The organism is Bacillus pretiosus, assembly GCF_051294775.1.
In the GTDB taxonomy this organism is placed as follows: domain Bacteria; phylum Bacillota; class Bacilli; order Bacillales; family Bacillaceae_G; genus Bacillus_A; species Bacillus_A wiedmannii.
The window spans coordinates 1,257,131-1,269,941 of the sequence record NZ_JBPPHF010000002.1; the positions used below are offsets into that span (position 1 = coordinate 1,257,131).

General features: G+C 36.6%; 17 protein-coding genes. 16 read left to right on the forward strand and 1 reads right to left on the reverse strand.

What is annotated here, in order from left to right:
- Positions 1–12 precede the first annotated feature (12 nt).
- From ACSG5Z_RS14735 to ACSG5Z_RS14810, 16 genes are all read left to right on the forward strand, one after another.
- Positions 13–495: a helical membrane plugin domain-containing protein gene (locus ACSG5Z_RS14735; RefSeq protein ID WP_435711643.1), complete on the forward strand. Its 483-nt coding sequence runs from the start codon at positions 13–15 to the stop codon at positions 493–495.
- A gap of 116 nt (positions 496–611) precedes the next feature.
- Complete coding sequence (locus tag ACSG5Z_RS14740; protein WP_000039582.1) at positions 612–956, forward strand: Na-translocating system protein MpsC family protein; 345 nt, start codon at positions 612–614, stop codon at positions 954–956.
- A gap of 16 nt (positions 957–972) precedes the next feature.
- Entirely contained in the window at positions 973–1,770 is a 798-nt protein-coding gene (fdhD, locus tag ACSG5Z_RS14745) for a formate dehydrogenase accessory sulfurtransferase FdhD (protein WP_075311558.1), read from the forward strand.
- A 20-nt stretch (positions 1,771–1,790) separates the two neighbouring features.
- A complete protein-coding gene (moaA, locus tag ACSG5Z_RS14750; RefSeq protein ID WP_223811595.1) occupies positions 1,791–2,807 on the forward strand; it encodes a GTP 3',8-cyclase MoaA in 1,017 nt (338 codons plus the stop codon).
- Between the two features lie 200 nt (positions 2,808–3,007).
- Complete coding sequence (locus tag ACSG5Z_RS14755) at positions 3,008–3,787, forward strand: formate channel (RefSeq protein ID WP_033656377.1); 780 nt, start codon at positions 3,008–3,010, stop codon at positions 3,785–3,787.
- A 24-nt stretch (positions 3,788–3,811) separates the two neighbouring features.
- A complete protein-coding gene (locus ACSG5Z_RS14760) occupies positions 3,812–4,828 on the forward strand; it encodes a molybdopterin-synthase adenylyltransferase MoeB (protein WP_097858303.1) in 1,017 nt (338 codons plus the stop codon).
- Between the two features lie 18 nt (positions 4,829–4,846).
- A complete protein-coding gene (moeA, locus tag ACSG5Z_RS14765) occupies positions 4,847–6,154 on the forward strand; it encodes a molybdopterin molybdotransferase MoeA (RefSeq protein ID WP_435711644.1) in 1,308 nt (435 codons plus the stop codon).
- Complete coding sequence (gene moaE, locus ACSG5Z_RS14770) at positions 6,135–6,599, forward strand: molybdopterin synthase catalytic subunit MoaE (RefSeq protein ID WP_435711645.1); 465 nt, start codon at positions 6,135–6,137, stop codon at positions 6,597–6,599. Before moeA ends, moaE begins: the two co-directional genes overlap by 20 nt.
- A 4-nt stretch (positions 6,600–6,603) precedes the next feature.
- Positions 6,604–6,840 (forward strand): molybdopterin converting factor subunit 1, encoded by a 237-nt coding sequence (gene moaD / locus ACSG5Z_RS14775; protein ID WP_435711646.1) that lies wholly within the window; start codon positions 6,604–6,606, stop codon positions 6,838–6,840.
- A gap of 60 nt (positions 6,841–6,900) precedes the next feature.
- The gene (locus ACSG5Z_RS14780; protein ID WP_435711647.1) at positions 6,901–7,950 is read left to right on the forward strand and encodes a P-loop NTPase; all 1,050 of its coding nucleotides are present in this window, start codon (positions 6,901–6,903) and stop codon (positions 7,948–7,950) included.
- Between the two features lie 15 nt (positions 7,951–7,965).
- A complete protein-coding gene (locus ACSG5Z_RS14785) occupies positions 7,966–8,190 on the forward strand; it encodes a hypothetical protein (RefSeq protein WP_060487359.1) in 225 nt (74 codons plus the stop codon).
- 42 nt (positions 8,191–8,232) lie between these two features.
- A complete protein-coding gene (locus ACSG5Z_RS14790; RefSeq protein ID WP_435711648.1) occupies positions 8,233–8,631 on the forward strand; it encodes a hypothetical protein in 399 nt (132 codons plus the stop codon).
- 158 nt (positions 8,632–8,789) lie between these two features.
- Positions 8,790–9,038: a DUF1294 domain-containing protein gene (locus ACSG5Z_RS14795; protein WP_000871331.1), complete on the forward strand. Its 249-nt coding sequence runs from the start codon at positions 8,790–8,792 to the stop codon at positions 9,036–9,038.
- 91 nt (positions 9,039–9,129) lie between these two features.
- Complete coding sequence (gene rarD, locus ACSG5Z_RS14800; protein ID WP_000535553.1) at positions 9,130–10,071, forward strand: EamA family transporter RarD; 942 nt, start codon at positions 9,130–9,132, stop codon at positions 10,069–10,071.
- A 78-nt stretch (positions 10,072–10,149) separates the two neighbouring features.
- Positions 10,150–10,575, forward strand: a complete 426-nt coding sequence (locus ACSG5Z_RS14805) for a divergent PAP2 family protein (protein ID WP_000447816.1) — start codon at positions 10,150–10,152, stop codon at positions 10,573–10,575.
- 99 nt (positions 10,576–10,674) lie between these two features.
- Positions 10,675–12,528 carry a terpene cyclase/mutase family protein gene (locus ACSG5Z_RS14810; RefSeq protein WP_435711649.1) on the forward strand — a complete coding sequence of 618 codons (1,854 nt, stop codon included), beginning with the start codon at positions 10,675–10,677 and terminating at the stop codon, positions 12,526–12,528.
- Positions 12,529–12,601: 73 nt separating this feature from the next.
- On the opposite strand, the gene ACSG5Z_RS14815 is transcribed toward ACSG5Z_RS14810, so the two are convergent.
- Complete coding sequence (locus ACSG5Z_RS14815) at positions 12,602–12,751, reverse strand: YfhD family protein (protein WP_137035771.1); 150 nt, start codon at positions 12,749–12,751, stop codon at positions 12,602–12,604.
- Positions 12,752–12,811 lie beyond the last annotated feature (60 nt).

A 12,811-nucleotide genomic window follows, 5' to 3' on the forward strand; every position in this document is an offset into this window, starting at 1 on the left:
GAGGAGAAAAATATGGCTACACCTATAAAAGTGATTCAAAAACAAGAATTAAATGAGGAAGAAATAAAACAGCAAAAATTAGATGATTTAAAAGAGCTTCTAGCTAATAATGAAGAGGCTTTAAATCAAATGTTTAATATTGTTGGGGAATTAAATGACATCGGAATGCTAGAAGCTGCAAATTCTATGTTAAAGGCGAAAGAACCGATCGCAAAGATTGTACTTGGCCAAGTGACTCGTGAGCCTGTTACGAATTTAATTAATAATATGATGGGTGCTGCGGGTGCTTTAACAGAACTTGATCCAGAACTTACGAAAAAGCTTATAGGTAGCTTATTAGTAGGGTTAGAAGAAGGTAATGAACATCTAGAGAGTAATAAAAAAGTAGGGGTATTTGACCTTATGAAAGTATTGAAAGACCCAGATATTAACCGTGCTATAGGGTTTGGGCTTCATTTCTTAAAAGGTATGGGTAAAGGGTTAAAAGACGAATAATCTTCATGAAGTGAATCTTTTCGCCCAAATGTTTGTACGAAATATTTTGGGCGGAAGGGTCATTTTGGTAAAATATATAATAAAGTAAAATGAGGATTTTTGGGAGGTATAATTGTATGTCAAAAAAAGTACATGAATTTAATGATATGATACGAAAACTTCGAAAGGAACTTTTCGGAAAAGGACCAGAACGAATTCATACTGTTTTTGCTGAAAATATGGCGATTGCGACCCTTTACGGAAACTTAACACCTACTGAAAAATTCATTTCAAGTACGATGGACGGTGCGGAAATGGTTCATATGGCTAGAACGAAAATGATTCAAGAAGTGTATGCTGCGAATTCCCGTGAACATTTGGAGGAACTTGTTGGAGCGAAATTAGTGAATTTATTTTCAGATATGAAAGTAGAAGAAGATATTGCAGTTTCGGTATTTGTTTTTGATAAAAATATAACGTGAGAGAAGGATACTGATCGTGAAACCGATACAGGTAGAAAGAGAAATCTTTCGTTATGAACAAGGGGCGTTTAAACATATAGAGGACAGTATTGTAACAGAGTTTCCTGTCACGATTAAAATGAACGGACAGGAGTTTGTTACAATGGTTAGTACTCCAGAATATATAGAAGATATGGTAATAGGCTTTTTAGCATCTGAAGGAATCATTCGGAAGTATGAAGATATTGATGACATATGGGTACAAGAGAAAGAAGGATTTGTACATGTCACAACGAAAAAAGTGAATCCGTATTACGAACAAATGCAAAATAAACGTTATATTACTTCATGCTGTGGTATGAGTAGACAAGGGTTTGTTTTTGCAAATGATGCACTAAGCGCTAAAAAAATGAATGGTGTCCATGTACAGGTTGCTGCAGAAGACTGCTTTCGATTAATGAAAGAAATGCAGCAATCTGCAGAGACATTTCAACATACAGGTGGCGTTCATAATGCATCTTTGTGTGATGTGAATGGCATTATTTTAAGCCGAATGGATATCGGTAGACATAATGCATTAGATAAAATTTACGGTTATTGCTTAAAAAATAATATTTCTATAAAAGATAAAGTCATTGTATTTAGTGGTCGTATTTCTTCGGAAATATTATTGAAAGTTGCAAAGATCGGTTGTGAAATTATATTGTCAAAATCAGCTCCAACCGAATTGGCTTTGCAGCTAGCAGAAGAATTAGGTATTACTACGATAGGGTTTATTCGGAATCAATCCTTAAATGTATATACGCATCCAGAGCGTGTTATAAATATAAAATAAGTAAAAGTGAGGCAATAAATATGAAATCTGTCACATTAGACAAACTACAACGACCTTTAAAGGATTTACGTATTTCTGTTACTGATCGCTGTAATTTCCGCTGTCGTTATTGTATGCCAGAAGAAATATTTGGTCCTGATTATTCGTTTTTGTCTAATGATAAAATTTTATCTTTTGATGAGATTGAAAGGATAACACGTATTTTTGTTTCTTTAGGTGTAAGAAAGTTACGAATTACGGGCGGAGAACCGTTACTTCGAAGAGGACTTCCGCAGCTTATTGAGCGCCTTAATAAAATAGAGGGTGTGGAGGATATCGGTTTAACAACCAATGGATCGCTACTGAAAAAGTTTGCTCCTGATTTATATAAGGCGGGTTTATCACGTGTGACAGTTAGTTTAGATTCCTTAGAAGAAGATCGGTTTTTCTATTTGAATGGTAATAGAAGCAAAGTGCAAAGGGTTCTGGAAGGAATACAGGCTGCAGCTGAAGTTGGTATGAAAATTAAAATAAACATGGTCGTTCAAAAAGGAAAAAACGAACAAGACATCTTGCAGATGGCGCAATACTTTAAGGAAAATAAGCATATTCTTCGGTTTATTGAGTATATGGACGTTGGAAATTATAACGGTTGGGAGTTAAAAGAGGTTGTCTCGAAACAAGAAATAGTAGATGCCATTCATCAAGTTATGCCATTAGAACGGATAGAAGCGAATTATGTAGGTGAAGTTGCGACTCGCTATCGTTATATTGGAAGTGATGAAGAAATAGGTATTATTTCATCAGTAACAGATTCCTTCTGTTCATCATGTACGAGAGCACGTATTTCTGCAGAAGGAAAATTATATACTTGTTTGTTTGCTTCTAAAGGAAATGACTTGAGAGAACTACTTCGATTTGGATACACTGACGAGGAAATAATAGATATCGTACGTGATATATGGAACAACCGAGAAGATCGTTATTCAGATGAACGCTTAAGTCATACAAGTAAAAAAAGATCGCCTAAAATTGAAATGTCACATATTGGTGGTTAATATATAAGAGTGACGCTTTGAGGAAGTATATACAAAATGGAAAGTATGCAACGTTTGTAGATTTTCTATTTTATAGTAAAAGTGATGATTGATATCTCTGTAAAAGATGTGCAGAGAAATTAAGCAGCATTCAAAAACCTTTATTTTGAGGAGGTTTTTTGAAGCTGCTTTTTTATTTGGAGAAAATGGAGGAATTGGTAATGGCATTTCATAAACCGGAACAAATTGCTGAGCTTGTAATTGAGGCCGGTGTTCAAAAAGTAAGTCAGACGTTGCCAGCAATGCTTATTCTCGGTTTTTTAGGAGGAGCGTTTATTTCGTTAGGTTTTTTGCTTAATATTCGTGTTTTAGGTAATTTACCTGAGCGCTGGGGTAGTTTAGTCAATGTTTTAGGAGGAGCGGTTTTCCCTGTTGGATTAATGCTCGTCGTATTAGCAGGAGGAGAATTAATTACCGGAAATATGATGTCACTTTCTATGGCGCTTTATGCAAAGAAAATTACATTGGTAAGTGTACTAAATAATTGGGTTTGGATTACTTTCATGAATTTCGTGGGAGCTATTTTTGTTGCGTATTGTTTCGGTCATCTTGGCGGATTAACAGAGGGAGATTATTTAAATAAAACGGTAGCGATAGCGGAAGGGAAATTACATGAATCATTTGGGAGAACTTTAATTTTAGCAATTGGTTGTAATTGGCTCGTTTGTCTTGCGCTTTGGCTCGCTTATGGGACGAGTGATTTTGTCGGGAAAATAATCGGAATTTGGATTCCGATTATGGCATTTGTAGTGATTGGATTTCAGCAAGTGGTAGCAAATATGTTTGTTATTTCAGCAGTTATTTTTGCAGGTCATCTGACGTGGATGGATCTTGCTAGAAATTTTGTTCCTGTTTTTATCGGAAATGTAATTGGGGGAGCTGGATTTGTTGGATTTGCTTATTTTGCTTGTTATCAAAAACAACATTCTAATATGAAATAGAGTTCGTGAGAGGAAGGATATGTAATGGCTGAGCGGTATTCACGACAACAGTTGTTCAAACCAATTGGGAGTAGAGGGCAAGAAAAAATTCGGAATAAACATGTGTTAATTGTAGGAGCAGGCGCATTAGGAAGTGCGAGTGCTGAATGTTTCGTACGTGCAGGTATTGGCAAGTTGACGATTATCGATCGTGACTACGTTGAATGGAGTAATTTACAAAGGCAACAATTGTACTCTGAACAAGATGCGAGAAAGAAAATGCCGAAAGCAATTGCTGCTAAAGACCGGCTAGAACAAATTAATTCGGAAGTACAAATGCATGCTTTCGTAATGGATGCAGTTGCAGAAAATATGGAAGAGCTATTAAAAAATGTAGATGTAATAATTGATGCAACAGATAATTTTGATATTCGATTTGTAATCAATGATTTATCACAAAAACATAATATTCCATGGGTATATGGTTCTTGCGTTGGATCGTACGGTATGAGTTATACGGTTATTCCGCAAGAGACACCGTGTTTACATTGTGTGCTGAAGAACGTTCCTGTTACAGGTGTGACATGTGATACCGCTGGAATTATTAGCCCGACTGTTCAAATCGTCGCAGCATATCAAGTGGCGGAAGCACTCAAAATTTTAGTCGGAGATTTCTCAGCAATTAGAAAAACATTTTTCATGTTTGATATATGGAGTAATCAAAACCATTTTATAAAACTAGGGAAAAGCAAAACAGAAGATTGTCCCTCGTGCGGTTTGAATCGAACTTATCCTTATTTATCATACGAAAACCAAACGAAGGTGGCTGTTTTATGCGGAAGAAATACAGTGCAAATTAGGCCGGTAGAAAATAGGAAGTACGATTTTGACGATATAGAAAAAGTATTAAAAAAATTGGGGGAAGTAGATCGGAATCCGTATTTACTATCTTGCCAACTAGATGATTACCGCGTCGTTATTTTTCGAGATGGTCGTGTTTTCATTCATGGTACAAATGATATTTCGAAAGCGAAACAATTATATTATCGCGTATTCGGTTAATAGAAAGGGTTGTCAATAATGGAAAGAAGAGTGCCAATTACGGTTGAAGAAGCTGTTCGTAAAGTAATGGGATTTGCTAATGAGGGATTAAAGGAGTTACTACCTATTGAATTAGCTTACGGACGTATATTAGCGGAGGATTTAATAGCTGACCATGACGTACCTTCATTCAATCGTTCACCGTATGACGGATTTGCTATTAGAGCAGAAGATACGAATGTAGCAAGTTATGAAACACCAATTGTGTTTGAAGTAATTGGTGAAATTGGTGCGGGATCAATATTTCACGAGAAAGTAGGACCGTTTCAAGCGGTTCGAATTATGACGGGAGCGCAAATTCCGAATGGGTGTGATGCGGTTGTTATGTTAGAGCTGACTCGTCAATATGAGGAAGCTGGCAACAATTATATGGAAGTGAAGCGATCATTCAAAACGGGTGACAATATTTCTTTTCAAGGTGAGGATGCTCGTAAAGGAACGGTTCTTGCAAAAAAAGGATCATATATTCATCCAGGTATTTCAGCTCTTCTTGCTACGTTCGGATATAGTGAGGTACCAGTGGCAAGAAAGCCTGTAATTGGATTGTTAGCGACTGGTAGTGAATTACTGGATGTAAATGATTCATTACAGCCAGGGAAAATCCGAAATAGTAATACGTATATGATATTGTCTCAAATTCGAAGAGCGGGCGGAAGAGTAAAATATTTTGGGAAGTTTAGCGATGAGTTTCATACATGCTTCACAGCTGTAAAAGAAGCGTTAAGCCAAGTGGATATGCTCATTACAACAGGTGGTGTATCAGTAGGGGATTACGATTATTTACCAGCTATTTACGAAAAGTTAGGTGCATCGGTTCTTTTCAATAAAGTTGCAATGCGGCCAGGTAGTGTTACGACTGTAGCACAATTAAATGGCAAGTTATTATTTGGTTTATCAGGAAATCCATCTGCTTGTTACGTAGGATTTGAATTATTTGTAAGACCTTGTATTCGGACGTATATGTTTAGTGAAAAAGCACATGTAAAAAGAGAAAAAGCGTTATTAGGAGAAGATTTTCTAAAACCAAATCCATTTACCAGATTTGTGCGAGCAAAACTGACATATAACGAAGGGCAATTAATCGCTTATCCGTCAGGGTTTGATAAATCTAGCTCGGTTTCTTCTCTAGCAGAGACAAATATATTTATTGTACTTCCAGGTGGTACGAGAGGTTATAAAAAAGATATGTTCGTAGATGTTCTTTTGCTGGAAGATAAAGAAGGTAGTGAATGGCCTTGGGCATTTTATAAAGTGAGAGGTGTTTCTAATGGGACAAGCGCTATTTGAGATTGTAGATATAACGATTGTAGTTGAAGAAGTAACGAATAAAGTCGCAAGAAGAGAAGCAGGTGCAATTACAACATTTATTGGTACGGTGAGAGAATTAACAAAAGGAAAACGAACGTTACATTTAGAGTATGAAGCATATAAACCGATGGCAGTAAAACAACTTACAAAAATTGGTGAAGAAATTAACGGGAAATGGCCGGACGCAAAAGTAGCAATTAAGCACCGTGTAGGGCGGCTAGAAATCATGGATATTGCGGTCGTTATTGCAGTTTCAGCACCGCATCGTAAAGTAGCGTATGAAGCGAATGAATACGCGATTGAACGTATAAAACAAATCGTCCCAATTTGGAAAAAAGAATTTTGGGAAGATGGGACGATGTGGATTGGAGATCAACTTGAAAATACGGCATATCCAGAAGGAAAACCGAAGAAGGAAGAATGAGAAGATGATTACAATTTTATTGTTCGCAAATTTGCGTGAGGAAATCGGATCGGATCAATTAATAATTTCAGAAAAACAAGAAATGACAGTGCAGCAATTAAAAGAATGGCTCAAATCAAGCTATTGCTTACAATCGCTTGATAGAGTGATGGTGGCTGTTAATGAAGAATTTGTAACGGATGAAGAGATGATAAAAGCTGGAGATATAGTCGCATTAATCCCGCCCGTTAGTGGGGGATAATAAGCTTTTTCGCCAAGAAGATGTTGTATATAAATTCGAATACGAGAAGGGATGAGTTCTATGATTACTCAAGAACAAATAATGAACGCATTAAAACATGTAGAGGATCCGGAGTTACACAAAAGTATTGTAGAATTAAATATGGTTAGAAATATACAAATGAATGGAACAGAGGTTAAACTTGAAGTAGTGCTAACGATTCAAGGTTGTCCATTAAAGGCAAAAATTCAACAAGATGTGGAAGAGTCTCTTCAGGAAATTGGTGCATCTAAAGTAGATTTGACATTTGGTTCTATGACACAAGAAGAACGAGCTGCGCTAACAGAGAAGTTAAAGAAAAATAGTAGAACAGAAACTGGAATGCCGAGCATGCTTCGCCTTGATTCAGGGGTACGATTTATTACTGTAACGAGCGGTAAAGGTGGAGTTGGAAAATCAACAGTGACAATTAACCTTGCAACTGCTTTAGCTCGTATGGGAAAAAAAGTGGGGATATTAGATGCAGATATATATGGTTTTAGCATTCCGGCTATGATGGAAACGAATCAAAAACCGACGATGATTGATCAAACGGCAATTCCGGTTGTAAGTCACGGTGTAAAAATTATGTCGATGGGATTTTTTGCAGAAGGAAATAACCCGGTTATGTGGCGCGGACCGATGTTAAATAAATGGATTCAAAACTTCCTTGCGAATACGCACTGGGGAGAATTAGATTATTTACTTCTTGATTTACCACCTGGCACAGGAGATGTAGCTATTGATGTTGCAGCAATGATCCCGCAGGCGCAAGAAATTATCGTTACAACACCACACAACGTAGCTTCATTCGTAGCATCTAGAGTAGGTGTTATGGCAAAACATACGAAACATGAGATTTTAGGAATTGTAGAAAATATGGCTTATTATGAAGAACAAGATGGATCGAAAAATTATCTCTTCGGAAAAGGAGGCGGCGAAATGCTTGCAGAACAATTGCAAACAGAAGTGATTGCACAAATACCTTTTGCAAGACGAGAAGAAAATAACGGTTCATCTGTATATGATGAAGAGTCTCTTGTAGGAGAAGTGTTTACATCGTTAACGGAGGATATTATTTATAGAGGATAGAGGGGGAAGTTTAGTATGGCGTGTAATATCGATCATTCTATGGAAGATGTAATGAGTAAACTTGAAAGTCAAAAGAGTTTTTTACCGGAAGTGATTTTTAAAGAGTTAAAGGTATTTTTGCGAGGGAATCATTCACAGGAAATATTAAATGATATCTTTCATCTTTTAAAAAAGTATGATTTGGTTAGTGAAGAAGAACGAGAGATGAGAAATACTCAATTATTGCTGATTATAAAATAAATACGCTTTGGCTTTTGTTTTTTTGCAGAAGGGGTGAATGTAATGAAGATGAAAAAGATGATTGAAACGATAGAAGCAACTAAAGTGACTAACGAAGAATTATCGATTTCTACTTTACATCAAAAGCTTGTGAAGTTGTATAGTCAAAAAGATAGTGCGGAGTATAAGGAGATATTAAAATATATTTTATCATTATCCGTGCAGCTGAACCTACATTTCGTATTGAAATATTTTGGTGTGCGCCCGGTTGTTGCTGCAGATGAACGTATGCAATTTCAAGAGATATTTAAATGTTTAGCTAAGAAAGATGATAATGGGGAATGGTTTCTAAATTTCGTTTCTTTATATGTAGGACTAATTGTAGTTCTTCATTTTGATGAAAAAGAGATTGAAAGAAGTTTTTTCGATGATATGGTAGTGGATGAAGGGAATGCAATATAAGATTCTGCTCATAATATCTTTCTATTTAATTGCTGTAACTGCGATTTTAGTTGGTTATTTAAATATAAAGGTAACCAATTAATAAAAAGTGTTCTTCAGTTGTTTCCATCGTTTTTTCATGTTACCATTAAGCGAATTTTTCATAGGGAGAGAAAGCGATGAAATGGATTTATTTTATTATTATTAACGTTATAGCTTTTAGCCTTATGGGGCTTGATAAACGAAAAGCGAAGAAGAAACAGTGGAGAACGCCAGAAAGTACGTTGTTTTTATCAGCGGTAGCTGGAGGCGCAGTTGGTGCTTGGATTGGTATGTATATGTTTCACCATAAAACACATAAAAAGAAATTTGTTTTCGGTATACCGTTACTTGTCGTTATAACAGTATGTTTACTTTTTGCTGTATGAGAAATGTCGAAAGAATTGCAGATTGATTATTGGTAAAGTGAGCATGCGGGACCGTATAATGGAGAAAAATGAGAAGAGGAGAAAAGGGAAGATGGGGAGTCAATCAGCACAGCAAAAAAAAGGAATTATATATGCGGCTGGTGCTTATACTATGTGGGGAATCCTACCAATCTATTGGAAATGGGTTGAGGAAGTTCCAGCAGATGAAATATTAGCACACCGCATCGTTTGGGCGTTCGTTTTTATGTTACTTGTGTTAGGTGTCACGAAGAGGTTTCGTCAGTTTATTGGGGAGTTCGTGAATCTTTTTAAACGACCTAAATTATTAATGTCATTAACAATAGCTTCAGTCTTGATTAGCGGAAACTGGTTTGTCTACATATGGGCCGTTAATCATAATCATGTCATTGAAGCAAGTCTTGGATATTATATTAATCCGCTTATTAGTATTTTACTTGGTACAGTCGTTTTAAAGGAAAAGTTAAACTTTTGGCAATATGTTGCAGTTGGTTTAGCTGGAATAGGGGTTATCATTTTAACAGTCCGTTTCGGATCTATTCCGTGGGTTTCTTTATCACTTGCCTTTTCATTTGGATTATATGGATTAACAAAAAAATTGTTAAACTATGATGCGACAATTGGTCTTACGATGGAAACGATGTTAGTGACGCCGTTTGCGATTATCTATCTCGTTATGACAGGAGCGCATGGATTCGGTTCATTTGGATCTATTTCCATGTCATCGACGTTACTATTAATAGGAGCGGGCATTGTTACAGCTTTACCACTTTTTTATTTTGCAAAAGGAGCACAACTTATTCCGCTTTATATGGTAGGATTTTTACAATATATTGCACCAACGATTAGTTTAATTTTAGGTGTATTCGTATTTGGTGAACATTTCACATCTACTCATATGATGGCATTTTTCTGTATATGGGTTGCATTATTTGTGTTTTCAATAGCGAAAACAAAGTTTTTAGTGCAGAAACAACCGAAATTTATAAAAAATAAATCAGCAAAAGTATCATAATGCGTAGTATTTTCTACGCATTTTTCTTTATACTGATACTATATAGATTTCCATTATAGTCAGTAGGGAGCTGAGAACGTGGAAACAATTTTACATAATGATCCGCTTATGGCCGCTGTAATTTCATGGTTTCTAGCACAATTAACGAAAGTAGTCTTTAAATTATTCAAAACGGGTGAATTTGATTTTGCAAAGTTTTTCGCTTCAGGTGGGATGCCGAGTTCTCATGCTTCAACTGTTACAGCACTTGCGACAGGTGTTGGCGTTGTAGAAGGTGTGGAAAGTACCTTATTTGCTATTGCTGCTATCTTTGCAATAATTGTTATGTATGATGCTTCAGGAGTAAGACTTGCAGTTAGTAAACAAGCGAAAATATTGAATGAGTTCTTTCACGGTAGACAAACAGAATATAAGAAGTTAAATGAACTTGTCGGGCATACACCGTATGAAGTAGTAGTCGGTGCTTTAGTAGGGATTATTGTCGGAGTGGGATATTGCTTATGAGCAGAACATTTTATATGTTCTGTTTTTCTTTGTTTTCATACATATTTAGCTACCTTTTTGAATATCGTTATACGGATTTCGAAAGGGTGGGTGAGTAACTTGTTATTATATGAAAAAGTGCATGAAGAAATAGCGAGAAGAACAACTGCACTTCAAACGATGCAACGGCAAGATGGTACGTGGCAGTTTTGCTTTGAAGGAGCACCATTAACAGATTGCCATATGATTTTTTTATTAAAATTATTAGGTAGAGATAAAGAGATAGAACCGTTTGTAAAAAGATTAGCATCACTTCAAACAAATGAAGGAACATGGAAATTGTATGAAGATGAAGTGGGTGGCAATTTATCTGCTACAATTCAATCTTATGCTGCCTTACTAGCTTCAAAAAAATATACAAAAGAAGATGCGAATATGAGGCGAGCCGAAATGTTTATTAAGGAACGTGGAGGCGTGGCGCGTGCTCATTTTATGACGAAGTTTTTATTAGCAATTCATGGAGAATATGAATACCCTTCGCTCTTTCATTTGCCAACACCGATTATGTTTCTGCAAAATGATTCACCCCTCAGTATATTTGAATTGAGTAGCTCAGCACGTATCCATTTAATTCCGATGATGGTGTGTTTAAATAAAAGATTTCGAGTAGGAAAAAAGTTACTGCCAAATTTAAATCATATCGCAGGCGGGGGCGGGAAATGGTTTCGGGAGGAGCGGTCTCCGTTGTTTCAAACGTTATTAAGTGATGTAAAACAAATCATATCGTATCCACTTTCTTTACACCATAAAGGATATGAGGAAGTCGAACGTTTTATGAAAGAGCGTATCGATGAAAATGGAACGTTATATAGTTACGCAACTGCCTCATTTTATATGATTTATGCTTTACTCGCGTTAGGACATTCTCTTCAATCATCAATGATTCAAAAAGCTATAGCAGGGATAACATCTTATATATGGAAGATGGAAAGAGGGAATCATTTGCAAAATTCTCCTTCAACTGTATGGGATACGGCTTTACTCAGCTATACGTTACAAGAGGCCCACGCTTCGAAAGATAATAAGATGATTCAACATGCAGCAGCGTATGTATTAAAAAAACAGCATACAAAAAAAGCTGATTGGAGCGTACATGCTCCGGCGCTGACTCCAGGCGGTTGGGGTTTTTCGGATGTGAATACGACAATTCCAGATGTCGATGATACAACAGCTGTGCTAAGAGCGTTGGCAAGAAGTAGAGGGAACGAAAATGTAGATAATGCTTGGAAGAAAGGGGTCAATTGGGTTAAAGGATTACAAAATAATGATGGTGGCTGGGGAGCGTTTGAAAAAGGTGTGACGAGCAATTTATTAGCAAATTTACCAATCGAAAATGCAAGCGATATGATTACAGATCCGTCCACACCAGATATTACAGGAAGAGTGTTAGAGCTTTTCGGGACATACGCGCAAAATGAATTGCCTGAGAAACAAAAACAAAGTGCGATAAATTGGTTAATGAATGTGCAAGAGGAAAATGGATCATGGTATGGGAAATGGGGGATTTGTTATATATATGGTACGTGGGCTGTTATGACTGGTTTACGGTCACTCGGAATTCCATCTAGCAATCCATCAATGAAAAGAGCAGCTTTATGGCTGGAACATATACAGCATGAAGATGGTGGGTGGGGGGAATCGTGCCACAGTAGCGTGGAAAAAAGGTTCGTTACTTTACCATTTAGTACACCATCCCAAACAGCATGGGCGTTAGATGCTCTCATTTTTTACCATGATGAAGAAACACCAGCTATTCGAAAAGGTATTTCATATTTGCTTGCGAATCCTGATGATAATGAACACTATCCTACCGGAACAGGTTTACCAGGTGGGTTTTATATTCGTTATCATAGCTATGCATATATATATCCGCTACTTACTTTGGCACATTATATAAAAAAATATAGAAAATAAACCGAGAGGATATCTCTCGGTTTATTTTATTGGGTAGTAGGTCCCTGTTGAAAAGAATAAGGTTGTGCGTTCCTTATTTTTCTATTGACTGGCGTTTTTGACGTGCATCAGCGGCATTTGCACGTGTGTTTGCTTCTAAGTCATCGTGGTCAGCGAGTTCACGAGAGAACTCAACATCAATGCCATCAGCAGCTTTGTTTTGCTTGAAATTTTTTTTGTTCATTCGACACAATCTCCTTGTGTTTTATGCGACGTTGCAAAGTTAGTTTGACACAAATAGACT

Bases quoted from the DNA above. Each gene is read 5' to 3' on its own strand.
- ACSG5Z_RS14735 (WP_435711643.1), top strand. From the start codon at position 13: ATGGCTACACCTATAAAAGTGATTCAAAAACAAGAATTAAATGAGGAA.
- ACSG5Z_RS14740 (WP_000039582.1), top strand. From the start codon at position 612: ATGTCAAAAAAAGTACATGAATTTAATGATATGATACGAAAACTTCGA.
- moaA (WP_223811595.1), top strand. From the start codon at position 1,791: ATGAAATCTGTCACATTAGACAAACTACAACGACCTTTAAAGGATTTA.
- ACSG5Z_RS14755 (WP_033656377.1), top strand. From the start codon at position 3,008: ATGGCATTTCATAAACCGGAACAAATTGCTGAGCTTGTAATTGAGGCC.
- ACSG5Z_RS14760 (WP_097858303.1), top strand. From the start codon at position 3,812: ATGGCTGAGCGGTATTCACGACAACAGTTGTTCAAACCAATTGGGAGT.
- moeA (WP_435711644.1), top strand. From the start codon at position 4,847: ATGGAAAGAAGAGTGCCAATTACGGTTGAAGAAGCTGTTCGTAAAGTA.
- moaE (WP_435711645.1), top strand. From the start codon at position 6,135: ATGGGACAAGCGCTATTTGAGATTGTAGATATAACGATTGTAGTTGAA.
- moaD (WP_435711646.1), top strand. From the start codon at position 6,604: ATGATTACAATTTTATTGTTCGCAAATTTGCGTGAGGAAATCGGATCG.
- ACSG5Z_RS14780 (WP_435711647.1), top strand. From the start codon at position 6,901: ATGATTACTCAAGAACAAATAATGAACGCATTAAAACATGTAGAGGAT.
- ACSG5Z_RS14785 (WP_060487359.1), top strand. From the start codon at position 7,966: ATGGCGTGTAATATCGATCATTCTATGGAAGATGTAATGAGTAAACTT.
- ACSG5Z_RS14790 (WP_435711648.1), top strand. From the start codon at position 8,233: ATGAAGATGAAAAAGATGATTGAAACGATAGAAGCAACTAAAGTGACT.
- ACSG5Z_RS14795 (WP_000871331.1), top strand. From the start codon at position 8,790: ATGAAATGGATTTATTTTATTATTATTAACGTTATAGCTTTTAGCCTT.
- rarD (WP_000535553.1), top strand. From the start codon at position 9,130: ATGGGGAGTCAATCAGCACAGCAAAAAAAAGGAATTATATATGCGGCT.
- ACSG5Z_RS14815 (WP_137035771.1), bottom strand. From the start codon at position 12,751: ATGAACAAAAAAAATTTCAAGCAAAACAAAGCTGCTGATGGCATTGAT.